Below are 24550 nucleotides of genomic sequence, written 5' to 3'. Positions count from 1 at the left end.
TGCCGCCCGGAAGGCCGGGCGGCGGTTGTTTCGCCGGCCGAACGGTCCCGGCCGAGCTAAAGTCTCTCGATGTCGAGATAATTCTACACCGAATCCGCCGTCTTCGCCGTCACGCGGAAGAGCCGTTTCGCCCAGTGTTTTCAACGGATCCGTGATTCGAATCATCTGATGAAGCGTCCGCCTCAACGGGACGGTCGAGGGCCGCCGACACCCGGCTCAGCACGAGCCAGGTCAGGATCGCCGCGAGCGCGAACAGCGGAACCCCCATCAGCAGGCGCGCGAGTCCCAGCGCATCCGTGGCGGCGGTGTCGCCGTTCTGCGCCGCGAAGTACAGGGGCAGCTGCACGAGCAGCCGCGCGGCGAAGGCCGCGATCCAGAACAGCGTGCACACCGTCGCCGCCCTGCGCAGCACCGGCACCCTCCGCCACTCGGTCAGGGAGCCCCGCAGGAACCCGAGCAGCAGGCCGATCAGCGGCCATCCGACCAGCAGGGAGACCGTGTGGGCCACGATCCACGCGGCGTTGATCCAGAATCCCGGCAGATAGTAGTCCTCGCCCCGGCCCGTGAACAGCGTCACCCCGACGCAGACGACCACGCCGAGCAGCCCCGCGAGCGCCGCCTGCACCGGCTCGCGGCGGATCAAGCGCCAGGCGAAGGACAGGCCTGCCAGCGCGAGCGGCGCGATGGCCGATATCCGGGCGTCGCGGGTGAACACGAATACCGCGAGATAGACGGTCGCCGGCAACAGGGTCTCGGCGATGCCTCGCCAGCCGCCGATCGCCTGCAGCAGGCCTCGTGCCGAGACCGACTCGCCGTGGAGCCCGGCCTCGACGACGCGCCCGAGACCCGCGCGGCGGCGCTCGCCGCTCACGCCTGCTGGGCCCCGTCCTGCGGCGCCTGGCGCTGCGCCTGCACGCCCGCGGGCACCTTGAGCGGCAGCAGCTCGCTCGGCGGCATCGGCTGCTCGCCTCGCACCACCACGAGCTCCCGGAAGAGGTCCACAACCTGCTCGCGCGCCTCGGCGTCGACCGCGGCCTTGCCCATGATGACACCCCGCAGCATCCAGCGGGGTCCGTCCACGGCGACGAAGCGGGCCACCCTCGTGCCGCCGCCCTGCTCGGCCGGGGCCTGGCTCCGCACCAGCAGCTCGGGGCCCAGCGGGCCCGACTCCTCTGCGGTCGAGGCTCCCTGCGCGCCCATCTGCTGGATCAGCTCGGCGCGCACCCCGTTCCAGAGCCCGGTGGTCTTCGGAGCGGCGAAGGCCTGCACCTGCAGCAGCGACTCGGCGTACTCGAGCGAGACGGCCACCACGCGGTTCGCGCGCTCGTCCACCTCCAGCCGCAACTGCAGTCCCTCGCGGGGCGCGACCTTGATGCCGCCCAGATCGACATACGGGCGCATCGCCGGAACCTCGCTCGCGTCGAAGGGGCCCGCCTCCGCGCGATCGTCGGGCGCCGACTTCGAATCGTCGAGCTCGGGCGCCGACTCCTCGCGCAGTTCGACCTCGTCGGCTCCGCGCTGCTCTGCTTCGCTCATCTTCCACAAACTCCTTGTTCACGCCTCGTCTTCGGAGGCCCTGTACGACCGCGCATGCGCGCGGCTGCGAATCGTCCGACGACGGGTCACCCCCGCACGCCCGTCGAGCCGAAGCCCCCCGCCCCCCGCACGCTCGCCGGGAGCTCCTCCACCGGGACGAAGACCGCCCGGGACACCGGCGTGAAGATCACCTGCGCGATGCGGTCGCCCGGCTCCACGCGGAAGGGGCGCTCGCGATCCGTGTTCAGCAGGGTGACCTTGATCTCGCCGCGGTAACCGGCATCGACCGTGCCCGGCGAGTTCAGCACCGTGATGCCGTGCTTCGCGGCGAGGCCGCTCCGCGGCACCACGAAGGCGGCATACCCCTCGGGCAGGGCGATCGACACGCCCGTGCCGATCAGCGCCCGCTCACCCGGGGCGATCTCGGCGGCCTCGGCCGCGCGCAGATCGGCGCCCGCGTCGTCGGCGTGCGCGTAGCTCGGCGGCTGCTCGGCACGAATGGGGATCTCTACGACATCGGTCACCCGGACAGGCTATCGGATCGATCCCCGAACGGGCTGCGGGCCGGGCGGCCTCTCGGCGAACGCGAGGCCGCGAGAGGGATAATGGAGCACATGACCGGAGCACCCTCCCCCGACGTATCCACTCGCACCTATCGCGAACGACTCATCCCGGGAATCGGGCTCTTCATAGCGCTGCTGCTCCTCATTCCAGCGGTGGCGCTCGTGCTGACGCCCCTGAACGCGACGATCGCCCTCCCCACGGGCATCATCGTCTACCTCATCGCCGCTGTGACGCTGCTGCTGCTCAGCCCCACCGTCATGGTCGTCGGCGGGCGCCTCATCGCCGACCGCGCCACCATCCCGGCCGACCAGCTCGGCGAGATCGAGCTCCTCGGCGCGGAGGGGCTGCGCGCGGCGATCGGCCCCGGCATCGACGCGCGCAGCTATCTGCTCGTGCGGGGCTGGATTCACAGCGCCCTGCGCATCGAGAACATCGATCCCGCCGATCCGGCGCCCGTCTGGATCATCACCACGCGGCACCCGCAGCGCCTCGCCGAGGCCATCGAGGCTGCCCGGGGGGCGTGAGGCCCGCCTCTCAGGCCGAGCACTCCCTGCAGATCGGACCGAGATCGGTCTCGTGATCGATCTGCGAGCGGTGCCGCACGAGGAAGCAGCTGACGCACGTGAACTCGTCGTCCTGCTGCGGCAGCACGACGACGTCGAGCTCCACGTCGGAGAGGTCCGAGCCGCCGATGAACATGCTCGGGTTGTCGGCGTCCTCCGAGTCGATTCCCGAAACGCCCTTCGCGGGTCCGCGTTCCTTCAGCGCCTCGATCGACTCGGCGTCTTCCTCGGACTTGCGCGGGGCATCGTAATCGGTGGCCATTCTCTCCTGCATTCCCGTGCCGTGTGACGGCACCTCCAACCTGCGAGCGGCCATAGTCTGCCTTACGATGCGCGTCGGATGCAAACTCGGCGACTGCGAGTTCTCTGAGCGCGAAGTCCGCCGCGCCCGAACTTTCTCACGCGCCGAGTCAATACCACGGGATCGGCCTCCACTGTGGCAGCCTGGATCGCGAATCACGAAAGGGATGCGCCGATGGACGAACTGCGCTTTGTGCGACGCGACGACCGGTCGCTGATTGTGGCCAACGACGCCGGCGGGGAGTTCCGCATGGTGGTCGACGACGCCGTGCTGAGCGAGCTGCGGCACCTGAGTCGGCGAGAACGCGACACCTCCAGGGTGCGCCCGCGCGAGATCCAGGCGCTCATCCGGGCGGGCAGATCCCGGGCGCAGGTCGCGGAGGAGACCGGGGTCGACGAGAACGATATCGAGCGCTATGCGGAGCCGGTCCTGGCGGAGCGCCGGTACATTCTGGAGCGGGCCCACGCCGTGCCGGTGCGCACCGACGCGAACGACGACGACGATCAGCGCTTCGGCACCGTGATCGCGGAGCGCCTCATCGCGCTCGGCGCCGACGCGAGCGCGTGGGAGTCGTGGCGCGACGAGGAGACGGGCTGGATGATCAGCCTCGAGTTCGCCTCGCACGACATCGCTCACCGGGCGGTGTGGTCGTTCGAGCATCGCAAGGGCACGCTCTCCCCCATCAATCCGGACGCCGTCACCCTCTCCAAGCAGGGTGAGGTCGGGGATCGGCTGATCCCGAAGCTGCGGGCGGTCGACAACGCGGAGCAGCCCGCCCGATTCGACTCCGACGCGTTCGACACCTCCCAGCTTCCCATCGAGATCGAGACCGACGCTCCCCAGGACGAACCGGCCGAAGCCTCCCCCGCGCTCTCCGACACGAACGCGGAGTACGAGCGCCGCCGCGAGATCGACCAGCGCGCCATCAAGACGGGCGAGCAGCAGCCGGTCGACCTGAGCCAGACCGCGGATCTGCTCGACGCGCTGCGGAGGCGGAGGGGCGAGCGGGATCGGGGCCGAGGCTCCTCCGGAGCGCACCCCGCTCGGGGCGCGGCCGAAGCCCCGGCTGCGCCGGCGAACGACGACGAGGACGCTCCCTCGCGCAGCATCTGGCAGGCCTCGGGCGTCACCGGCGACGACGCGGGGACGCCGGCGAAGCCCACTCCCGTTCCCGACCTCGCGAGCGAGCCTCGGCCGGCCGAATCCCGCGAGGACCCCGCCGATGGCGCGAGTCGAGAGCCCCAGGAGCGCACGGGTCGCCGGGGCCGTGCGTCGATCCCCAGCTGGGACGACATCCTCTTCGGAACCCGCAGCGACGAGGATCCCGCCTAGCTCCTGAGCGCTGCGGCCTCCGCCACGGCGGCGGCGAAGCCCGTTCCCTCGAGCGCGCCCCCGAGCGCCAGGGGCACTCCCCGCTCGTCCTCGCTGAACGAGCCGTGCTGCCCGACCATGGCGAGCGAGCGCGGATCGTCGGTGCTGCGGTAGTAGGCCACCTGTCGGCGCGCCGCGATGAGCACGTCGCCGAGGCGGGGCGCCACCTCGGGCGCCACCGGCCCGAAGCAGCCCGAGGTCACGGCCGCGTCGCGCGTCGCCACCCAGGCCCGCGGCCCCTCGGCTGCGGCCCAGCGCGCGGCGACGGTCGCGGCGTCGGCCCCGTCCTCGAGGTACAGCGAGCGGAAGCGGGGCTCGCCCCCGATATCCGCGACCCCCTCCAGGAGTCCGGGATCGGCGTCGAGCATCACCTGCTGGTGGCGCTCGACGTCCACGATGCCGTGGTCGGCCGTCACCGCGACTCCCACGTCTCCGGGGAGCGTGCGCAAGAACCCCTCGAGAGCCCCGTCGAGCTGTTCGAGGCGCTGCAGCCAGCCTCCGCTCCGCCACCCCCGGTCGTGGGCCGCCTTGTCGAGCTCGTCCACGTAGAGATAGGCGACGACCGGGTCTCCCGCGCGCAGCAGCCGCGAGGCGACCGCGAAGCGATCCTCGATGCGCTGGCCCGGGTGGTACTCGGCGCCGCCGAGGATCGCCTCCGTCAGGCCGCCCGCGGCGTGCGCCGGCCGGCCGATCGCGACGGGTCGCGCCCCGATCCGCCCGGCGATCTCGAACAGCGGCTTCGCTCGCTGCCAGGCGGCCCGGTCGTCGATGCCGCCCCAGTCCTTGAGCGTCGTCACGAGCCCCAGTCGCGGGTGCCGGATGCGGTACCCGATGAGCCCGTGCCGCCCGGGCAGCTCACCGGTCGTGAGCGTGGTGAGGGCGGCGCCCGTCGTCGAGGGCGCGACGGTCTCGATGCGGCGGCGCTGCAGTCCGGCGAGCGTCGGCGCGCGCCCCTTCGCCGCGACGAGGTTGGCGTGGCCGAGGCCGTCGACCACGACCATCACGAACGATCGGGCCGCGGGCAGCCGCTCGGCCACCGCGTTCGCGCGCGCGAAGGCCAGCTCCTCGGGCAGCTCGGAGCCGAGACCCCGGGCGACGGTCGCGAGCCCGCTCGGCAGAATCGCGGCAAGCCTCGCGCCGTTGTCGGCGGTCGTCGGTAGCATGAACTCCATTATGACCGAAGCCCGAAGTGATGCCCCCCACGATACCGCAGGCGAGCGCATCGAAGACATCGACATCTCGCAGGAGATGGAGGGATCGTTCCTCGAGTACGCCTACTCGGTGATCTACTCGCGCGCACTGCCCGACGCGCGCGACGGGCTGAAGCCGGTGCAGCGCCGCATCCTCTTCATGATGCAGGACATGGGGCTGCGGCCCGAGAAGGGGCACGTGAAGTCGGCCCGGGTCGTCGGCGAGGTGATGGGCAAGCTGCACCCGCACGGCGACGCCTCGATCTACGACGCGCTCGTGCGCATGGCGCAGGGCTTCGCCATGCGCCTGCCGCTGGTCGACGGCCACGGCAACTTCGGCTCGCTCGACGACGGCCCGGCTGCCTCCCGGTACACGGAGGCGCGTCTCGCGGGCGCCGCGCTCGCCATGACCGAGTCGCTCGACGAGGACGTGGTCGACTTCGTGCCCAACTACGACAACCAGATCATGCAGCCCGACGTGCTGCCCTCGGCAGTGCCCAATCTGCTCGTCAACGGCGCCTCCGGCATCGCCGTGGGCATGGCGACGAACCTGGCCCCGCACAACCTCGTCGAGGCGGTCGACGGCGCCAAGCACCTGCTGCACCACCCCGAGGCCACCGTCGACGACCTCATGGAGTTCATCCCGGGGCCGGACCTGCCGGGCGGCGGCACCATCGTGGGGCTCGACGGCGTGAAGGACGCGTACCGCACCGGTCGCGGGGCCTTCCGCACGAGGGCGAGGGTGTCCGTCGAGCAGCTGGGCCCGCGCCGCACCGGGCTCGTGGTCACCGAGCTGCCGTACCTCGTCGGGCCGGAGCGAGTGATCGACAAGATCAAGCAGGGCGTCGAGGCGAAGAAGCTCTCGGGCATCTCGGACGTGGCCGACCTCACCGACCGCAAGAACGGCCTGCGCCTCGTCGTCTCCCTCAAGACCGGTTTCTCCCCCGATGCGGTGCTCGAGCAGCTCTACCGCTACACCCCGCTCGAGGACTCCTTCAGCATCAACTCCGTCGCCCTCGTGAACGGGCAGCCGCAGACCCTCGGTCTGCGCGAGATGCTGCGGGTGTTCCTCGATCACCGCATCGCGGTCGTCACGCGCCGATCGGAGTTCCGGCTGAGCAAGCGGCGGGAGCGCCTGCACCTGGTCGACGGCCTGCTCATCGCGATCCTCGACATCGACGAGGTCATCCAGCTCATCCGCACGAGCGATGACGCCGAGACCGCGCGCACCCGGCTCATGCAGGTGTTCGACCTCTCCGAGGCGCAGGCCGAGTACATCCTCGAGCTGCGGCTGCGCCGCCTCACCAAGTTCTCCCGCGTCGAGCTCGAGGCCGAGCGCGATCAGCTCCGCATCGAGATCGAGGCGCTGCTCGAGATCCTCGGCAGCCCCGAGAGGCTGCGCGAGGTCGTCGCGGCAGAGCTCGACCAGGCCGCCGAGGCCTTCGGCACTCCGAGACGAACGGTGCTCACGGGCGCCGTGGCCAAGCCGTCGCGGACGACGTCGTCCGACGCCCTGCAGGTGGCCGACACGCCCTGCACGGTGCTGCTCTCGGCGACCGGACGCGCGCTGCGCGTCGACCGGGACCCCGAGGCCGCCGAGTCTCCCCGCTCAGCCTCCCGGGCGACCAAGCACGGGGCGGTGATCTCGAGGGCCGACGGAACGGTGCGCGGCGAGCTCGGTGCGATCCTCACCGACGGCACGCTGCACCGCTTCACGCCGGTCGATCTGCCGCTCGTACCGGCGGCGTCGATCGCATTCTCCGCGGGGGTCAGACTCACCGATTACCTCGGCATCGCCGACAAGAGATTGCACGTCGTCGGACTCGTGCCGCTCGACACCGACACGCCGATCGGTCTCTTCACCGCTCAGGGCATCGTGAAGCGCGTGGTGCTCACCGACCCGCCGGCGAAGCCCCTGTTCGAGGTGATCGGGCTGAAGGCCGACGATCGGCTGGTCGGCGCCTTCCCCGCCCCGGACGATACGGAGTTCGCGGCGGTCACGAACGACGCGCAACTGCTGCGCTTCTCCGCCGCGTCGGTGCGCCCCCAGGGCCGTCCGGCTGGCGGCATGGCGGGGATCAGGCTCGGCGCCGACGCGCGCGTCGTGTTCGCGGGCGCCGTGCCCGAGGGCGCCGAGGCCCGAGTGGTGACCGTCGCCGACAGCTCGATCACGCTGCCGGGCACCGACGTCGCCACGGCGAAGATCTCGGACTGGGCGGAGTTCCCGGCGAAGGGCCGCGGCACCGGTGGGGTGCGGGCTCAGCGCTTCCTCAAGTGGGAGGACCAGATCGCGTGCGCCTGGGTCGGCACGGGCGAGCCGCGCGCCCTCGCGGCCGACGGCGCCGCGCGCAAGCTGCCGACGGAGCTCGGTAGGCGCGACGGATCGGGCCAGCCCATCGACGGTGCCGCGGCGCACGTCGGCGCGGCACCGTAGGCCCCCGATTCGCGGAGGAGGCGGTTCCCATGGAGCGCCTCCCGAGTTAGAGTGAACATGTTCAGCGAACATATTCGCTTCGCAGTCGAGGAGCTGCCATGGCCACCAGGACGGAAGCGCGCGAACGCGCGTGGGAGCGGGTGATCGAGAGCGCCGAGCGGTGCTTCAGGGCCGGGGACTCGAGATGACGACGAGGGCGGCACGGGGGTGAGACCGTGATTCTGCTCCCCGATCCCTGGTGGCCGCAGGCCCTGCTCGCGGCGGTGCTGCTCGCGGACGCGCTGCTCTCCCTCCGGCCGCCCCGCTTCATCCGCGACTGCCTCGACGGCGTGCGCTTCCCCCGCGACTGGTGGTGGACGCTCATCGTGATCAAGCTCCTCGCCGTCGCCGGCCTCTTCGCGGGCGTCTGGATCCCCGGGCTCGGCCTCGCGGCGAACGTCGGCGTTGTGGCCTACTTCCTCTGCGCCGTCGCAGCCCATCTGCGGGCACGCTTTCTCGGTTCGGCGTTCTGGATCAACTGCCTCGGCATGCTCTTTCTGTCAGTCGGGGCCCTGCTGCTCTCCTACCTCTCGTCCCTGTGAGGGTCGCGGCGGTCGGCGCGAACGGTGCCGTTACGCGTCGATGCGCTCACGATCCAGGTCGTCGGCGTTCTCGATGATGAACTCCTTGCGGGGGGCGACCTCGTTGCCCATGAGCAGCTCGAACACCTGCGAGGCCGCGTGGGCGTCTTCGACCCGCACCCGCCGCAGCGCGCGGTGCTCGCGATCCATCGTGGTCTCGGCGAGCTGATCGGCGTCCATCTCGCCGAGACCCTTGTAGCGCTGGATCGGCTCCTGGTACTTCTTGCCGCGACGGCGGAGATCGGCGAGCAGCCCCTGCAGCTCCTTCTCGCTGTAGGTGTAGATGACATCGTTCGGCTTGCGGCCGGCGTTCTGCACGATCACGCGGTGCAGCGGAGGCACGGCCGCGTACACGCGCCCGGCCTCGAGCATGGGGCGCATGTACCTGAAGAACAGCGTGAGGAGCAGCGTGCGGATGTGCGCGCCGTCGACGTCGGCGTCGCTCATCAGGATCACCTTGCCGTAGCGCGCGGACTCGAGGTCGAAGTCGCGGCCCGATCCCGCCCCGATCACCTTGATGATCGCGCCGCACTCGGCGTTGCCGAGCATCTCGGCGACGGACGCCTTCTGCACGTTCAGGATCTTGCCGCGGATCGGCAGCAGCGCCTGGAACTCGCTGTCGCGCGCCGGCCGGGCGGTGCCGAGCGCGCTGTCGCCCTCGACGATGAAGAGCTCGGTCTCGGCGACCTCCTTCGAGCGGCAGTCGATGAGCTTCGCCGGGAGGGAGGAGCTCTCGAGCGAGTTCTTGCGGCGCGCGGTGTCGCGCTGGGCGCGCAGGGCGATCCTCGCCTTCATCTCCGAGACCATCTTCTCGAGCAGCGAGCCGGCTTGCGCGCGGTCGTGCTTCTTCGAGGACTCGTAGCGCTCGGTCAGGCCCTCGACGATGGCGCGCGAGACGATCGACCGAACGGCGGCGGTGCCGAGCACCTCCTTGGTCTGCCCCTCGAACTGCGGCTCGGGCACCCGCACGGTGACGACGGCGGTGAGGCCCGTGAGGATGTCGTCCTTCTCGGGCCTATCGCTGCCGGCCTTCAGCTTGCGCGCGTTCTGCTCGATCTGCTTGCGGAAGAACCTGGTGAGTCCCTGCTCGAAGCCGCTGAGGTGCGTACCGCCCTTGGGTGTCGCGATGATGTTGACGAAGCTCTGCACCTCGGTGTCGTACCCGGTGCCCCAGCGCAGCGCGATGTCCACCTCGCAGCGGCGCTCGACCTCGCGCGACACCAGGTGCCCGGTCTGCTCGTCCATCACCGGCACGGTCTCGGTGAAGGTGCCGGCATCGGTGATCCGCCAGGTGTCGGTGAGGGGCGCATCGATCGCCAGGAAGTCGACGAACTCGGAGATGCCGCCCTCGTAGGCGAAGCGATGCACGGGCGGCTCGCCGGAGTCGCCGAGCGACTCGGGCCGACGATCGGTGATCTCGATCGCGAGGCCGGGCACGAGGAAGGCGGTCTGCCTGGCGCGGGCGACGAGGGAGTCCGGCTCGAATCGCGCCGACGCGAGGAAGATCTGCGGATCGGCCCAGTAGCGCACCCGCGTGCCGGTGACGCCCTTCCTCACCTTGCCGACCACGCGCAGCTCCGACGACTCCTCGAACGGGGCGAAGGGACTGTCGGGCCCGTCCCCCGAGAAGACGCCCGGCTCGCCGTGGCGGAACGACATGGCCCAGGTCTTGCCCTCGCGGTCCACCTCGACGTCGAGACGGGACGACAGGGCGTTCACCACCGAGGCGCCGACGCCGTGCAGCCCGCCGGAGGACGCGTATCCGCCGCCGCCGAACTTGCCGCCCGCGTGCAGCTTGGTGAAGACCAGCTCCACCCCGGAGAGGCCGCTCTTCGGCTCGACATCGACCGGGATGCCGCGGCCGTTGTCGGACACGGTCACGCTGCCGTCCTCGTGGAGGGTGATCCCGATCCCGTCGCCGTAGCCGGCGAGCGCCTCGTCGACCGAGTTGTCGATGATCTCCCAGAGGCAGTGCATGAGGCCGCGCGAGTCGGTCGTGCCGATGTACATCCCGGGTCGCTTTCGCACCGCCTCGAGCCCCTCGAGAACGGTGAGATGTCGCGCGGAGTAGCTCGAATCTGGCACTGCGGGGATCTCCTCTGTTCGATGACGCATCTACCCTAGGGCAGACCTCCGACATCGGGCGGCCACGGCCCCGGCGAGTGCCGAACAGACCCCCGCAGGATACGCGTTCAGCGAACCGGCGACGCCTCCGCGGGGAAAACCCGCTCCGGCATGCTTGGATAGAGGTGCACCGATTGGGAACCTAAGGAACGGGAGGACGCCATGACGACGCTCGAGCAGGATCGCGCCGAAGAAGTCGAAGCCGCGGATCGCCCGCTCACGGCGCTGGACCGCTGCGACAGCTGCGGCGCACAGGCCTACGTGCGCGTCGTGCTGAGCGGCAGCGAGCTGCTGTTCTGCGCGCACCACGCGAACAAGCACGAACCGAAGCTCCGTCCGATGGCGGAGACGTGGCACGACGAGAGCCACCGGCTGAACGCGTAGCTTCGGCCACATGGAAATGCCCCGGCCGAGGCCGGGGCATTTCCATGGATCCTGCCGATCACTCGAGGTAGTCGCGCAGCTGCTGCGACCGCGAGGGGTGACGCAGCTTGGCCATGGTCTTCGACTCGATCTGGCGGATGCGCTCGCGCGTGACGCCGAAGGTGTCGCCGATCTGATCGAGGGTCTTCGGCATGCCGTCGCCGAGGCCGAAGCGCATCCGAATCACGCCGGCCTCGCGCTCCGAGAGCGAGTCGAGCAGCTGCTCGAGCTGCTGCTGCAGCATCGTGAATCCCACCGCGTCGGCCGGGACCACCGCCTCGGTGTCCTCGATGAGGTCGCCGAACTCGCTGTCGCCGTCCTCGCCGAGCGGTGTGTGCAGAGAGATCGGCTCGCGACCGTACTTCTGCACCTCGATGACCTTCTCGGGGGTCATGTCGAGCTCGCGGCTCAACTCCTCCGGGGTGGGCTCCCGGCCCAGATCCTGCAGCATCTGCCGCTGCACGCGGGCGAGCTTGTTGATGACCTCGACCATGTGCACCGGGATGCGGATCGTGCGCGCCTGATCGGCCATCGCGCGGGTGATCGCCTGGCGGATCCACCAGGTCGCGTACGTCGAGAACTTGAACCCCTTGGTGTAGTCGAACTTCTCGACCGCGCGGATGAGCCCCAGGTTGCCCTCCTGGATGAGATCCAGGAACTGCATGCCGCGGCCCGTGTAGCGCTTGGCGAGCGACACCACGAGGCGCAGGTTCGCGCCGAGCAGGTGGCTCTTCGCGCGCTGCCCGTCGCGGGCCACCCACTTGAGCTCGCGCTCGAGCTTCTTCGGCAGCCCCTTCTCGGTCGCGAGCTTCTCCTCGGCGAACAGACCCGCCTCGATGCGCATCGCCAGCTCGACCTCTTCGGCCGCGTTGAGCAGCGCGACCTTGCCGATCTGCTTCAGGTAGTCCTTCACCGGGTCGGCGGTCGCGCCGGGGATCGCGGTCGTGACGGTCGGCACGTCCTCCTCGTCGGAGGCCTTGAGCACGATCGCACCCGTGGGCAACGGCTCGTTCGCAGCCGAGGAGGTAGTGGTCTTGTCGTCCTCGTGGGCTTCGGCGCCCTCGTCGGTCTCCGAGCCCGAGTTCACGATCTCGTCGACGATGTCCTTCTTCGCAGCGCGTCGCGTCGCCGGCTTCTTCGCCGACGTCTTCTTCGCAGCAGCCTTCTTCGGAGCCGCTGCGGCCTCCTCCGTCGTCTGTGCCGCGGTGGCTTCGTCAGCCTTCTTCGCCTTCGGGGAAGTGGCACGAGCCTTGGTCGTGGATGCAGTTGCCACGCAGCCGCCTCTCTGTCTCGAATCCCTGCTGCAACCGCAGCCGGTCCGGCGACGGGTGCTCACAGCATGAAAACCCATGTCAAGTCCGAATTATTCCCGCGGAGCGGTTGACCACTCGGATTGAATGGGCTAGAGCATCAATTATTGCACGGCGCGAGCCGGTTTCCTGACAGCCCGTCCCGATGCGCGATCAGGATCCGGGGCTTCCGGCTTCCTCGTCGCCCGAGCCGCTCTGGCGCTCGGCGAGGAAGCGCTCCAGCTCGCTCGCGAGCTGGTCGGCGGTGGGAATCGCACCGTCCTCGCCGATCAGCGGCGACCGGACGCTCTGATCCTCCATGTACGCGTCGTACCTGCGCTCGAGCGTCTGCACCATCTCGAGCGACTCCTGATTATCGGCGATCTGCGTGTCGACCTGCGCGTGGAACTGGCGCGACTGCTCGCGCACGTCGTCGGTGGGCAGGATGAGACCGGTCGCGGCCATGATGCCGTCGAGAGAGGTGTAGAGCGCCTCGGGGTACTCGGTGTTCGCGAGGTAGTGGGGCACGAGCAGGGCCAGTCCGACGACCTCCTCCCCCAGGCTGTGCAGGCGGTACTCGAGCACGTGCCCGGCCGAGGCGGAGAGCTTGGTCGTGGGCCGCCACACCGAACGCGCCTCGATGAGGTCGTCCCGGGATCCGCTCACCGTCATCGAGATCGGCCTGGTGTGCGGCACGGGCATCGGGATCGCGTGCGTCCACACCGTGACCGAAACCTCGAACTCGTGCACCAGCAGCAGCACGGTGTCGATGAACTGATCCCAGCGGAAGTCCGGCTCGTAGCCGCTGAGCAGCAGGAACGGGGTGCCGAGCTCGTCACGCGCGACGCAGAGCGTCAGCTCCTCGGGCGAGTAGTCGACGAGGTGATCCTCGTCGAAGGTGATCACGGGCCGCCGAGCGCGGTAGTCGAGCAGCAGGTCGGCGTTGAAACGCAGCACCTCCTCGGGTCGACACCGCTCCCACAGGTACTCCTCGAGCTGGCTCACAGCGCCACCCGCGTCGCTGAGGCCCTGCATCGCGACGACGAGCGGAACCCCGCGAGGCACCCCCGCCCGCCGCTCCGCGTACTCCGCCGAGAAGATCGAATCCGTCACGGTTCTATCCTATGAACTCCGGGCCGGTTCGAACGCGATCCCGGTCACGCCCTCAGCGAACCCGGGCGGGCGCCGGGCCCGGATTCCCCGCTCCCCTACGGGTGTAGGCTGGACGCAGTGCGTCCGGCGACCAGCATACGGACGCCGACACCATTGCGAATACACCGAGGGAGATCCCACTTGGCCGATCAGCAGTTTGACATCGTCGTCCTGGGCGGAGGGAGCGCGGGCTACGCCGCGGCGATCCGCGCAACGCAGCTGGGATTCAGCGCAGCCGTCGTCGAGAAGGACAAGCTCGGCGGCACGTGCCTGCACCGCGGCTGCGTGCCGACCAAGGCGCTGCTGCACGCGGCCGAGATCGCCGACGTCGCCCGCGAGGGCGAGACGTACGGCATTCTCTCCAGCGTCGCCGGCGTCGACGCGGCCAGGGTCAACGCCTATCGCGAGAACCTCGTCGCCGGGAAGTACAAGGGCCTGCAGGGCCTGCTCAAGGCCAACGGCGTCGCGGTGATCGCGGGCGAGGGCAAGCTCGTCTCCCCCACGACCGTGCAGGTCGGCGAGGACCGTCTGATCGGCAAGCACGTGGTGCTCGCCACCGGCTCCTACTCCCGCTCGCTTCCCGGCCTGGAGCTCGGCGGACGCGTGATCACGAGCGAGCAGGCGCTCGAGTTGGACGAGGTGCCCGGCCGCGTCGCGGTCCTGGGCGGCGGCGTGATCGGCGTGGAGTTCGCGAGCGTGTGGCGCTCGTTCGGCGCCGAGGTGACCATCGTCGAGGCTCTGCCCCACCTCGTTCCCAACGAGGAGGAGTCTGTCTCGAAGCAGCTGGAGCGGGCGTTCAAGAAGCGCGGCATCGGCTTCAAGCTCGGCGTTCGCTTCCAGTCGGTGTCGCAGGACGCGAACGGGGTGGTCGTGACCCTCGAGGACGGCACGAGCGTCGAGGCCGACTACCTGCTGGTCGCGGTCGGCCGCGGGCCCGCGACGCAGGGTCTCGGCTTCGAGGAGGCCGGGATCGAGATGGACCGCGGCTTCGTGCTCGCGAACGAACGGCTCGCCACCAACGTGCCCGGCGTCTACGCCGTCGGAGACATCGTGCCCGGTCTGCAGCTCGCCCATCGCGGCTACCAGCAGGGCATCTTCGTCGCCGAGGAGATCGCCGGCCTGAAGCCGGTCGTGGTGCAGGACGTCAACATCCCCAAGATCACCTACTGCGATCCCGAGATCGCCTCCGTCGGCCTCACGGAAGCCAAGGCCAAGGAGCAGTACGGCGCTGAGAACGTCAGCAGCTACGAGTACAACCTGGCGGGCAACGCCAAGAGCTCGATCCTCGGCACCTCCGGCACCGTGAAGGCCGTGCGCGTGAACGACGGGCCCGTCGTGGGCGTGCACATGATCGGGGCGCGAGTCGGCGAGCTCGTCGGCGAAGCGCAGCTCATCGTGAACTGGGAGGCCTACCCGGAGGACGTCGCGCCCTTCGTCCACGCTCACCCCACCCAGAACGAGACCATCGGCGAGACCATGCTGAAGCTCGCAGGCAAGCCGCTGCACGCGATCTGACAGCGGCCAACACGACGTAAGCAACGAACGGAGAATGCACGATGAGTGAATCGGTGGTCCTCCCCGCACTGGGTGAGAGCGTGACCGAGGGGACGGTGACCCGCTGGTTGAAGAACGTGGGCGACACCGTCGAGGTGGACGAGCCGCTGCTCGAGGTCTCGACCGACAAGGTCGACACCGAGATTCCCTCGCCGGTGGCCGGGGTGCTCGAGGAGATTCTGGTCCAGGAGGACGAGACCGCCGAGGTCGGCGCGGTGCTGGCGCGCGTGGGCGACGGCAGCGGCAGCGGCTCGGAGCCCGCAGAGCCCGCCGAGACCGAGGATGAGCCCGAGGCTGAACCGTCCGCCTCCTCCGAGGGGCCCGCGGAACCGGCGCCCGCCGAGCCGGCTCCGGCCGCCCCCGCTCCGGCCGAGACTTCCGCCCCGCAGGCCTCCACGCCCGCCTCGGGTGGCGACAGCCAGGACGTCGTGCTCCCCTCCCTCGGGGAGAGCATCACCGAGGGCACCGTGACGCGCTGGCTGAAGAACGTGGGCGACACCGTCGAGGTGGATGAGCCGCTGCTCGAGATCTCGACCGACAAGGTCGACACCGAGGTGCCCTCCCCCGTCGCGGGTGTACTGCAGGAGATCCTGGTCCAGGAGGACGACACCGTCGAGGTCGGGGGCGCGCTCGCGCGCATCGGCAGCGGCGCCGCTCCGGCCGAGCCGGAGGCTGCCGAGGCTCCCGTCGAGCAGGCCGCCCCCGCTGCATCGGCAGAAGAAGCGCCCCCTGCCTCTGCGGAGCCGACGACTCCGGCTGAGGCGCCCGCGGAACCGGAGCCGGAGCCGGAGCCCGCGCCCGCCAAGCCGGCGGCGCCGGCGCACGCCGAGCCTGCTCCGGCCGACGCCGCGGGTTACATCACCCCCATCGTGCGCAAGCTCGCCAACGATTCCGGCGTGGACCTCAGCACCGTCACCGGCACGGGCGTGGGCGGCCGCATCCGCAAGGAGGACGTGCTGGCGGCGGCCGAGAAGGCGGCGGCACCCGCCCCCGCCGCCGCGCCCGCCCCGGCTGCGCCGGCAGAGGCCGAGGTCTCGCCTCTGCGCGGGACGACCCAGAAGATGACCCGCCTGCGCAAGGTGATCGCGGAGCGCGCCGTGGCGTCGCTGCAGGGCACCGCCCAGCTCACCACGGTCGTCGAGGTCGACGTGACCCGGATCGCCCAGCTGCGTCAGTCGAAGAAGGACGAGTTCCTCGCGAAGACCGGCTCGAAGCTCTCCTTCATGCCGTTCTTCGCGCTGGCCGCCGCCGAGGCGCTGCGCAGTTTCCCCATCGTCAACGCGACGGTGGACGGCGATTCGATCGTCTACCCGGCGACCGAGAACATCAGCATCGCGGTCGACACCGAGAAGGGGCTGCTCACACCGGTGCTCCGCGATGCGGGTGACAAGAACATCGCCCAGATCGCGGGCGAGATCGCCGACCTCGCCGCGCGCACGCGCGAGAACCAGCTCAAGCCGGACGAGTTGGCGGGAGGCACCTTCACGCTGACCAACACGGGGTCGCGCGGTGCGCTGTTCGACACGCCGCTCGTGTTCCTGCCGCAGAGCGCGATCCTGGGCACGGGTGCCGTCGTGAAAAAGCCCGCTGTGGTCTCAGGCCCCGAGGGCGACGCGATCGCCATTCGATCGACCGTGTACCTGGCGCTCTCGTACGATCACCGCATCATCGATGGCGCCGACGCAGCCCGCTTCCTGGGGCAGCTGCGCCAGCGCCTGGAGGCCGGCGACTTCGCCTCGGACCTCGGGATCTGATCCGGGATCCCACCGGCGGTTCGGGCCGCGACTCCTCCGGGGGTCGCGGCCCGAACCGTTTCTCCCGCTGGCGGGCGGCGGGCGCCCTCGGAGTGATGCGCTGCGCGATGCCGTAGCCGACGATCTCCCGCGCCTGTTCTCGTGACCACCGGTCGTCGCCGAGCCGCTCGAGCTCCGCGGCGGCCTCGGCCACGGCCTCGACGAGCAGCCCTGCCGCTCCCGTCGTGTCCCACCGTCCGAGCGCGCGGCGAAGGCCGTGCAGCGGGAGACCGATGGTGCGGCACCCCGCATCGTGCCCCCGCCACACGTGCGCGCTCTCGCGGCCGTCGGGCGCAGCGCAGCGTCCCCTCGCCCGCAGCTCGATGCCCGCCGCGCAGATCCGCTCGAGCCGAAGCGCGAGGTTCGCGGCAGCGCCCCGCCTCGGCGCCACCGCGCGCGCTTGAAGGTCCCGAATCATCCCTCTCCCCTCTCTCCGTTCCTCGTCGCCCATTCTGCGCCTCCGTTCGGGCGGCAGCCGCGGATTCTCGATGTCCATGAACAAGTCGGTCCCTTTCGCAGTCGGTCCAGCCGCTGTGAGCGAACACAGGCCGGGAGGTGCCTCCGTGCGCCGCCTCTCGACGCCAGGAGGCGATATCCTTGGTGTCATGGCAGAAGAGAAGGCGAAGCGGACCGGCCGTATACGGCAGATGGTCGAGATCTATCGGACCACGAAGGTCCACGATCGCAACCTGCCGTGGGCCCTCCTGCTCTGCTTCGTCGCCCCCGTCGCGGTTTCGGTGGTGCTCGCCCTGCTGCTGAGCGACAACTGGTTCGGATGGGTGCTGTGGCCCGTCACCGGTCTCCTCGTGGGCATTCTGCTGGTGATGATCGTGCTGGGTCGCCGGGCGGAGAAGGTCGCCTATCAGCAGATCGAGGGCCGCCCCGGCGCCGTCGGCGCCGTCGTGCAGAGCGCGCTGCGCCGCTCCTGGCGCGGTTCGGAGGTGCCCGTCGCGATCAACCGCAATCAGGACGCCGTGTACCGCGTGGTCGGTCGCGGCGGCATCGTGCTGATCTCCGAGGGCTCTCGCCAGCGAACGCAGCGCATGGCCGCCGACGAGGAGCGCAAGATCAAGCGCGCGATGCGCAACGTCGAGATCGTGCACCTGTACGTCGGACCCGACGGCGAGGGCATCCCGCTGGCCCGGCTCTCCAAGACGCTGGTCAAACTGAAGCCGAAGCTCAACCGCAACGAGGTCGCAGCGGTCTACAACCGGCTGTCCTCGCTGCAGGCCGCTCCGGTCGGCATTCCCAAGGGGATGGACCCGAACCGGATTCGAGCCCAGCGCCCCCGCTGATCCGATGACGAATCCCGCTCCGCAGCGCTTCGGCGATCTCGAACCCAGCGAGTGGCCCGGCGAGCGCCTCGGCCTCCCCGACACCGGTCCGCGCTCGGTCGCGCGCCTCGGTCGGAGGGTGCTCGCGATCCTCATCGACTGGGGCCTCGCCGCGCTCCCGGCCTACCTGCTGATCGGCGGCGCGTCTCCCGAGTGGTGGAACTACCTGATCTTCGCCGCGATGCAGATCCTCTTCATTCCGACGATCGGAGGATCCATCGGGCACCGGATTACGGGCCTGCGCGTGGTCCCCATCGCGGGCGGATGGGTCGGCCTCTGGCGGCCCGTCGCACGGACCGCGCTGCTGTGCCTCGTGATCCCCGTGCTCGTCTGGGACTCGGACCAGCGCGGTTTCCACGACAAGATCGCCGGCACCGTTCTCGTCAGAGCCTAGCTCCGTGTCGCTCCGGTTTCGGCGCACGGTCCCCCTCGCCGGCGTAACACGCGCGAAACACACGAATTACGGTCCTGAAATCCCGGTCGCGTAGGGTTGAACGCAACCGTTCGAGTTCGGGCGCCGATCTCGGGTGGAACTGCGCACAGGCGAATAAGGAGCAGCATGTTCAACACCCCGCAGGAAGTCATCGACTTCATCAAGGAGACGGACGTCAAGTTCGTCGACATCCGTTTCACCGACCTGCCGGGGGTGCAGCAGCACTTCAACATCCCCGCAGCAACGGTGGATCTCGACTTCTTCGAGGTCGGCCAGATGTTCGACGGGTCGTCGATCCGCGGCTTCGCGGGCATCGCCGAGTCGGACATGCAGCTGATCCCCGACGTCTCGACCGCCTACGTCGATCAGTTCCGCGCCGAGCGCACGATCATCCTCGTGTGCGACATCTTCAACCCGCGCACGGGCGAGATCTACGCGAAGGATCCCCGCCAGGTCGCCAAGAAGGCCGAGCAGTACCTCGTCTCCACCGGCGTCGCCGACACCGCGTTCTTCGCCCCCGAGGCGGAGTTCTACATTCTCGACTCGGTGCGCTTCGAGACCACTCCGCAGCGCACGATGTACGCCATCGACGCGGAAGAGGCCATGTGGAACTCCGCTCGCGAGGACGAGGGCGGCAACCTCTCACACAAGACGCCGCTGAAGGGCGGCTACTTCCCCGTCTCCCCCGTCGATAAGCAGGCGGATCTCCGCGACGACATCTCGCTGCGCCTCATCGAGGCAGGCCTGCACCTGGAGCGCTCGCACCACGAGGTGGGGGCGCCCGGCCAAGCCGAGATCAACTACCGCTTCAACACCCTCGTGCAAGCGGCGGACGACGTGCTCAAGTTCAAGTACGTCGTGAAGAACACCGCCGAACTCTGGGGCAAGACCGCCACCTTCATGCCCAAGCCGATCTTCGGCGACAACGGCTCGGGCATGCACACCCACATGTCGCTGTGGAAGAACGGGGAGCCGCTGTTCTACGACGAGAACGGCTACGCCGGGCTCTCCGATATCGCCCGCTGGTACATCGGCGGCATCCTGCATCACGCTCCCGCGCTGCTCGCCTTCACGAACCCCACGATCAACAGCTACCGCCGCCTGGTCAAGGGCTACGAGGCTCCGGTCAACCTCGCCTACTCGGCCGGCAACCGCTCGGCGGCCGTGCGCATCCCGCTCACCGGTTCGAACCCGAAGGCCAAGCGCATCGAGTTTCGCGCACCGGACGCGTCGGGCAACCCGTACCTCGCGTTCGCGGCCCAGATGATGGCGGGCCTCGACGGTATTCGCAACCGCATCGAGCCGATGGAGCCGATCGACAAGGACCTCTACGAGCTGCCCCCGGAGGAGGCCAAGAACATCCCGCAGGTGCCGGCCTCGCTCGAGGAGGCGCTCGACGCGCTCGAGGCAGGCCACCAGTTCCTCCTCGAGGGCGGCGTGTTCACGGAGGAACTCGTGCAGACCTGGATCGAGTACAAGCGCGAGAACGAGATCGCTCCGATGGCGCTGCGCCCGCACCCCTTCGAGTTCGAGCTCTACTACGGGGTGTAAGAACTGGGGTTGCGTCCAGTTGTCCAAGAAGCGCCTCCCGGATCGCAAGTACGGGAGGCGCTTCTTGTGGCCAGGGGACGACCATTCATGGCCTGAAGCGGCAATTGACGACGGCGATGAGCGTGCTGCGGAAAGATCCGGTCACTGCGAGATCCGCTCGATGCGCGCTGAGTGCATCTCAGCAGCGGCAAGCACTCCACCGTTACAGGATTGCCGTCGCATTCGCGGGCGATCCCGTGCCTCCTATGAGGTTCAGGGGTTTGACGGTGACGAAGCAGCAGTGCCGATCGCGCGCTGCGAGCGCATCGGCAAGTGGGCCCAGGCGCCACAGCTCGCCGAGCGGGATGCCGAGCTTCGCGAGGAACTCCTGGTGCATCATGCCCTCGTCATCGGGCGCCGTCTCCAGGTATGGCGAGGCCGGGACGACCGGCAGGCGCTCCACGGCGAAGGTGTCTGAGGCGAGCAGGCTCAACCTGGAGTTCCACGCCCACTGCGGGAACTCGATCTGCTGACCGATCCCCGTGGCGCGTCGCGTCCGAGCATGGGCACGCCGCTCCTCCTCCGACAGAGCGAGGAACCACTCGGCCCACCCCGTACGCAGCATGACGATGTCTCCCGGGCGCAGCACGATTCCCTGAGCGCCCATCGCCTCCTGAACGAAGTCGAACGAGAGCGCCTCACCCTCCACATGATCGATCGGTGCTCCGACCACCGCTGCGTGCCGTGCCAGGTCCACCAGCACTCCTCGACCGACTATGGGGCGTTCGGCCCACTCCTGCACTCCGAGCGCAGGGCTACCGGCAACGATCCCCTCGTCATCGACGCCCTCGTAGAACCCGACCTCGTCGGAACGACGATGGCGAAGAGCATCGACCTGGGTGGAGCCTTGCAGATAGAAGCCGTCGAGATAGTCGTCCCGGTGGCATGGATGTCCGGAGTAGACGACGTGACGCGGCTTCTCCCGCTTGACCGACATGCCGGGATCGAACGCGTCGAGCGCGTAGTCGAGTCCGAAGGACTCGCCTTCGACTATGAGGCTCGCCGCAGACACTGCTGCTGAAGGGGTGGCGAACGAGGCAGAACCGCGACCAGGCGTGGAGAAGACTCCCCAGGACGTGCCAGCTGGTCGCGACGGCCCCGCGGTCTGGAGCTCGGCGAACGTCGGGTACTCGATCATCAGGCGTTCTTCTTTCCATCGCCTCGCAGATACATGAGCACGAACGAGAACATGGCGCACGCCGCCGAGGTTCCGACGATCCACGGCTTCACGTCGACATTGATCATCTCGGTGAAGTAGGAGGCTCCGAAGAGGAGCCCCATGATCTGCGCTGCGACGAGCAGCAGACCGCCGCCCACGCTGACGGCCAGGGTGAGAACGAACATCGCTGTCGTGAACTTTGTCATGATTGCTCCTAGACCGGCAGAACGCCGAGGATGATGAGGACCCCAATGAAGAGGGTCGGGAACGCGTAGTACACGGCCATCTTGCCGAATGTCTTGATGGGGTTCACGTTCGCGATACCTGCTGCCACGTACAACGGCGCTCCGCCCGGCGGCACCGCCGCCTCGCAGGACGAGAAGACGAGCACCGCAACCGCGGCTGTCGTCGCGGGAACCCCCGCGGAGACCAAGGCGAGCACGCTCACAGCGCCCACGGCCGCCATCGTCGCCGACGCCGAGAGCGGCGCCGCGACGAGGATGACGATGACGCCGATCGCGATCGCGAGCACCCACAGCGGTATGTTCAGCCCGCCGAGCAGACCCGTCATCTGGTCCGCCATGCCTGTCGCCGCCACGGCATTCGCTCCCGCGAACGCGAAGAGCACGGTGACGCCGACCGTGGGGAACCGAGGCGCCGAATCTGCGAGAAGCCGCTTCCAGTCGTGCCACGACTTCGGGAGCTCACGCCAGCCGATGAGCATGCCGGCGGCGATGAGGAACATCGGGATCCAGAAGATGATGCTCACCGAGTCGCCCACGGGTGCACCGAGGTACGCGGATATCCACCCGGCAAGGGGTTCCGTGGTCATCAAGAGCGGTACGGCGACCGCGAAGAACAGCAGGAGCGTCGGCCAACCGGACCGGAACGCCGCGCGGAAGGGCAGACGGTCCTCCTTCGCCATGGCCCGCATCGGCGAGCGCCGCACGATGATCCAGGTCACGATCAAGCGGTAGAGGAAGCACCACAATCCGCCGATGAGCAGCGGGATCACCAGCTGTTCCGCGGTGAGCACACCCGCCATCGATGCCGATCCGACGAGAACGAACATCGACGCACTGAACGGGAAGGTGATGCCCATTCCCGCGTTCCCCGCGACGACCACCGTCGCATCGCGCGCGGGGAGCTGCGCTCGGCGCATCCAGGGGATGGTGACGGAGCCGACCGTAGCGGCGATCGCAGCCTGGTTGTGGACCACGCTGCCGAGCGCGGCTGCGCCGACCGTCGAGACGTACGCCGGCCCGCCCTTGACTCCTCCGAGAATAGAGTTCAGCAGGTCGATCATGCGGGTCATCACACCGTTGCGCTCAAGCACGTAGCCCATGAACACGAACATCACGGTGGCATAGGCGATCTCATCGGTGATCGCCGTGAAGAGCGCCTCCCATCCGAGTGACAGCCAGTCACCGCCGAGGAAGGGGAGCGTGGAGATGAATCCGACGATCATCGCCTCGGCGACATTGCGCTTCAGCAGCATCACCCACACCGCGATGACTGCGATGTAGGCGACCAGTGCCCAGACGCCGATCATGATGCGGCCCCCTTCTCAGCGAATCGATCGTGAACTCGGGCAGCAGCTGCCGACATGTCGGCGTGGACGCCGAGTCGCGTGAGGAAGTCGGTGGTCGCGTGCATCTCCTGCCCACGACGCCCGGCGTGCTTACGTGTGCCGCTCTCGTATCGGTCGATGACGGCGAACCCCTCGCCGGGCAGGAGCTCCGCGAGTTGCTCACGCATCCAATCCTCGATCCCCGCGGCGCGCGCGGCTTCCATCGCCTCGCACACCACGGCGGCGATCCCCTTCCCCGCAACGCTGCGCACGAGCTTGCGGGCGGTCGCGTCCCCGGGCTGTCCGGCCGCATCGGCAACGGACGCCCCGAGCGAAACGAACAGTTCAGCGGCTCGGGCGCTGCGAGCTCCGCTGACGATGAGCGGCGTCTTCTCACCCATGGCGATCACCGGGCCGAGGATCGCCGCATCGACGAAGATCGGCGCCTCGCGCAAGGCCGCGGCCTCGCGCATCGCCTCAGGGGCGGATGAGGTCATGTCCACATAGATCGCGGTCTCGTCGAGCACAGGCAGGCACTCGGCGGCGATCCCCGGGGCGAAACGCGCCCCGGTGAGCGTGAAGACGGCGTCCGCGCTCTGACAGGCCTCTGCGGCGGAGGAGGCGAATCGGATCCCCTCGATCCCCTCTGAGACCGCGGGATCGAATCCGACCACGGCATGGCCGGCTCTGACCCAGGCGGTCGCGTAGACTGATCCGGCTTCACCGAGGCCGATGACCGCGATGCGGGTCATGAGGCACTCCAGATCTTCTCGCGTCTCTGGTTCTCGTCCTCCCGCACGGCACGTGCCGCCGCAGCGACCCGCCCGAGATCGGATGCGGGAACGACGGCAACACCGTCGTCATCACCCGCGATGATGTCTCCTGGCGAGACCGACACCCCGCCGAGCGCGACGGGTACCTGGTTGCGGAACGGGCCGTTCTTGTAAGGGCCGGCCGGTGATATCCCGCGGGCGAAGACCGGGATCCGCAGACGCCCGAGCTCGCCCGCGTCGCGCACGGCGCCGTCGACGACGAAGCCCGCGATGCCCCGCTGGTGCGCCCGGCCGGCCATCAGCTCGCCGAGCAGTGCGCGCGAGGTGAAACCCGCCGCGTTCACCACGATGACGGAGCCTGCCGGGGCTGCGGCGATGGCCTCGTGGATGCCCAGGTTGTCCCCCTCGCGCGTCCATACGGTGAAGGCGGGACCGACCAGCGTGGCTCCGCGCCAGACCGGGGCGATGCCGCTGTCCGCAAGCCCGAGACGGTCGACGGCGTCCCCGATGTTCGCGACGGGGATGCCGCGCAGGGCCTCCCATGGGGCGGGTGAGTCCTGATGTAAATTCATGCGTCCCTTTCGACGACGTTGGCGTTCGTGAAGAATCACACTGAGACTAGAAGTGTCATTAGATGAAAGCATTGATCACTGTACAGTCATTTTTGCCGTTGGGCAATCTCGGCTGCGGGAGTGGGCCTGATCCCATCGTTCGTACACGCGTCGTCACGCGCACGCCTCTTCGGGATGGAGGTCGGGCAGTCCGACGGCAGAAGCA

General features: G+C 69.2%; 23 protein-coding genes. 10 read left to right on the top strand and 13 right to left on the bottom strand.

Features of this window, described 5'->3' with window-relative positions:
* Positions 1-109 precede the first annotated feature (109 nt).
* The 3 genes from D1J51_RS11350 to dut form a co-directional block, all read right to left on the bottom strand.
* Entirely contained in the window at positions 110-871 is a 762-nt protein-coding gene (locus D1J51_RS11350; RefSeq protein WP_119075309.1) for a DUF3159 domain-containing protein, read from the bottom strand.
* Positions 868-1536 (bottom strand): DUF3710 domain-containing protein, encoded by a 669-nt coding sequence (locus D1J51_RS11345; protein ID WP_119075308.1) that lies wholly within the window; start codon positions 1534-1536, stop codon positions 868-870. Before D1J51_RS11345 ends, D1J51_RS11350 begins: the two co-directional genes overlap by 4 nt.
* Before the next feature lie 86 nt (positions 1537-1622).
* Positions 1623-2060: a dUTP diphosphatase gene (gene dut, locus D1J51_RS11340; protein ID WP_119075307.1), complete on the bottom strand. Its 438-nt coding sequence runs from the start codon at positions 2058-2060 to the stop codon at positions 1623-1625.
* Between the two features lie 90 nt (positions 2061-2150).
* Between dut and D1J51_RS11335 the strand changes: the two genes are divergently transcribed.
* The gene (locus tag D1J51_RS11335; RefSeq protein WP_119075306.1) at positions 2151-2624 is read left to right on the top strand and encodes a DUF3093 domain-containing protein; all 474 of its coding nucleotides are present in this window, start codon (positions 2151-2153) and stop codon (positions 2622-2624) included.
* Between the two features lie 10 nt (positions 2625-2634).
* Here the strand turns inward: D1J51_RS11335 and D1J51_RS11330 are convergent, their stop codons facing one another.
* Positions 2635-2925: a DUF4193 domain-containing protein gene (locus tag D1J51_RS11330; protein ID WP_119075305.1), complete on the bottom strand. Its 291-nt coding sequence runs from the start codon at positions 2923-2925 to the stop codon at positions 2635-2637.
* A gap of 213 nt (positions 2926-3138) precedes the next feature.
* Between D1J51_RS11330 and sepH the strand changes: the two genes are divergently transcribed.
* A complete protein-coding gene (sepH, locus tag D1J51_RS11325; protein WP_119075304.1) occupies positions 3139-4296 on the top strand; it encodes a septation protein SepH in 1158 nt (385 codons plus the stop codon).
* Here the strand turns inward: sepH and D1J51_RS11320 are convergent.
* Positions 4293-5498 (bottom strand): alkaline phosphatase family protein, encoded by a 1206-nt coding sequence (locus D1J51_RS11320; protein WP_162903786.1) that lies wholly within the window; start codon positions 5496-5498, stop codon positions 4293-4295. The two genes, sepH and D1J51_RS11320, sit on opposite strands and share 4 nt — an antisense overlap.
* Before the next feature lie 10 nt (positions 5499-5508).
* Between D1J51_RS11320 and D1J51_RS11315 the strand changes: the two genes are divergently transcribed.
* Together D1J51_RS11315 and D1J51_RS11310 are read left to right on the top strand one after the other, a co-directional pair.
* Positions 5509-7959, top strand: coding sequence for a DNA gyrase/topoisomerase IV subunit A (locus D1J51_RS11315; protein WP_119075302.1), 2451 nt, complete (start codon positions 5509-5511; stop codon positions 7957-7959).
* Positions 7960-8174: 215 nt separating this feature from the next.
* The gene (locus tag D1J51_RS11310) at positions 8175-8540 is read left to right on the top strand and encodes a DoxX family protein (protein WP_119075301.1); all 366 of its coding nucleotides are present in this window, start codon (positions 8175-8177) and stop codon (positions 8538-8540) included.
* Positions 8541-8570: 30 nt separating this feature from the next.
* Here the strand turns inward: D1J51_RS11310 and D1J51_RS11305 are convergent, their stop codons facing one another.
* Complete coding sequence (locus D1J51_RS11305) at positions 8571-10664, bottom strand: DNA gyrase/topoisomerase IV subunit B (protein WP_119075300.1); 2094 nt, start codon at positions 10662-10664, stop codon at positions 8571-8573.
* A gap of 201 nt (positions 10665-10865) precedes the next feature.
* On the opposite strand from D1J51_RS11305, the gene D1J51_RS11300 reads away from it, so the two are divergent.
* The gene (locus D1J51_RS11300; protein ID WP_119075299.1) at positions 10866-11087 is read left to right on the top strand and encodes a DUF7455 domain-containing protein; all 222 of its coding nucleotides are present in this window, start codon (positions 10866-10868) and stop codon (positions 11085-11087) included.
* Positions 11088-11145: 58 nt separating this feature from the next.
* On the opposite strand, the gene D1J51_RS11295 is transcribed toward D1J51_RS11300, so the two are convergent.
* A complete protein-coding gene (locus tag D1J51_RS11295; RefSeq protein ID WP_119075298.1) occupies positions 11146-12399 on the bottom strand; it encodes an RNA polymerase sigma factor in 1254 nt (417 codons plus the stop codon).
* Between the two features lie 190 nt (positions 12400-12589).
* Entirely contained in the window at positions 12590-13528 is a 939-nt protein-coding gene (locus D1J51_RS11290; protein ID WP_205547873.1) for a proteasome assembly chaperone family protein, read from the bottom strand.
* Between the two features lie 180 nt (positions 13529-13708).
* Between D1J51_RS11290 and lpdA the strand changes: the two genes are divergently transcribed.
* From lpdA to glnA, 5 genes are all read left to right on the top strand, one after another.
* Entirely contained in the window at positions 13709-15082 is a 1374-nt protein-coding gene (lpdA, locus tag D1J51_RS11285) for a dihydrolipoyl dehydrogenase (protein ID WP_119075297.1), read from the top strand.
* A gap of 41 nt (positions 15083-15123) precedes the next feature.
* Positions 15124-16875: a 2-oxoglutarate dehydrogenase, E2 component, dihydrolipoamide succinyltransferase gene (gene sucB, locus D1J51_RS11280; protein WP_119075296.1), complete on the top strand. Its 1752-nt coding sequence runs from the start codon at positions 15124-15126 to the stop codon at positions 16873-16875.
* Between the two features lie 644 nt (positions 16876-17519).
* Positions 17520-18209 (top strand): DUF4191 domain-containing protein, encoded by a 690-nt coding sequence (locus D1J51_RS11275; protein WP_119075295.1) that lies wholly within the window; start codon positions 17520-17522, stop codon positions 18207-18209.
* A 4-nt stretch (positions 18210-18213) separates the two neighbouring features.
* Complete coding sequence (locus D1J51_RS11270) at positions 18214-18642, top strand: RDD family protein (protein WP_119075294.1); 429 nt, start codon at positions 18214-18216, stop codon at positions 18640-18642.
* A 165-nt stretch (positions 18643-18807) separates the two neighbouring features.
* Positions 18808-20232, top strand: a complete 1425-nt coding sequence (glnA, locus tag D1J51_RS11265) for a type I glutamate--ammonia ligase (protein ID WP_119075293.1) — start codon at positions 18808-18810, stop codon at positions 20230-20232.
* 202 nt (positions 20233-20434) lie between these two features.
* Here glnA and D1J51_RS11260 read toward each other — a convergent pair whose 3' ends face one another.
* Genes D1J51_RS11260 through D1J51_RS11240 form a run of 5 tightly spaced genes read right to left on the bottom strand, consistent with a single transcriptional unit; the run spans position 20435 to position 24345 of the window.
* Entirely contained in the window at positions 20435-21409 is a 975-nt protein-coding gene (locus D1J51_RS11260; protein WP_119075292.1) for a cyclase family protein, read from the bottom strand.
* Positions 21409-21636 (bottom strand): hypothetical protein, encoded by a 228-nt coding sequence (locus D1J51_RS11255; RefSeq protein ID WP_162903785.1) that lies wholly within the window; start codon positions 21634-21636, stop codon positions 21409-21411. Before D1J51_RS11255 ends, D1J51_RS11260 begins: the two co-directional genes overlap by 1 nt.
* Positions 21637-21644: 8 nt before the next feature.
* Complete coding sequence (locus D1J51_RS11250; protein WP_119075290.1) at positions 21645-22982, bottom strand: TRAP transporter large permease subunit; 1338 nt, start codon at positions 22980-22982, stop codon at positions 21645-21647.
* Entirely contained in the window at positions 22979-23752 is a 774-nt protein-coding gene (locus D1J51_RS11245; RefSeq protein ID WP_119075289.1) for an NAD(P)-dependent oxidoreductase, read from the bottom strand. Before D1J51_RS11245 ends, D1J51_RS11250 begins: the two co-directional genes overlap by 4 nt.
* Complete coding sequence (locus D1J51_RS11240) at positions 23749-24345, bottom strand: RraA family protein (RefSeq protein WP_119075288.1); 597 nt, start codon at positions 24343-24345, stop codon at positions 23749-23751. The genes D1J51_RS11245 and D1J51_RS11240 overlap by 4 nt, the downstream gene beginning before the upstream one ends.
* Positions 24346-24550: the final 205 nt, after the last annotated feature.

Origin of the sequence: Leucobacter sp. wl10 (assembly GCF_003569785.1) — a bacterium.
GTDB lineage: Bacteria > Actinomycetota > Actinomycetes > Actinomycetales > Microbacteriaceae > Leucobacter.
The sequence above is the reverse complement of the archived record's forward strand: the minus strand, read 5'-3'. Positions and strand labels throughout refer to the sequence as shown.